The organism is Mesorhizobium sp. M7A.F.Ca.MR.148.00.0.0 (genome assembly GCF_003997735.1).
In the GTDB taxonomy this organism is placed as follows: domain Bacteria; phylum Pseudomonadota; class Alphaproteobacteria; order Rhizobiales; family Rhizobiaceae; genus Mesorhizobium.
In genome coordinates, this window is sequence record NZ_RZTB01000801.1 from 1 (window position 1) to 202 (window position 202).

Below are 202 nucleotides of genomic sequence, written 5' to 3' on the forward strand. Positions count from 1 at the left end.
GCGATGACGCGCAGCAGCGTGGTCTTGCCGCAGCCCGAAGGCCCGATGAAGGAGACGAACTCCCCCTTGCCGATGGTGAGATCGACGTTGGACAGCGCCTGCACCGGCCCGTCATTGGTCTGGAAGGTCAGTCCGAGTTTGCTTGCCGCGACGACGGCTGGCGAAGTCCCTGTCATCGGCTGCCGCCTGCCTGTTCCCGCCC

At 66.3% G+C, this 202-nt stretch carries 1 protein-coding gene; it reads right to left on the reverse strand.

All coding sequences use genetic code 11. The annotated features are described in order from the left end of the window. A partial coding sequence (locus EOB49_RS36320; RefSeq protein ID WP_127383603.1) for an ATP-binding cassette domain-containing protein occupies positions 1–176 on the reverse strand: 176 nt, incomplete at its 3' end. Positions 177–202: the final 26 nt, after the last annotated feature.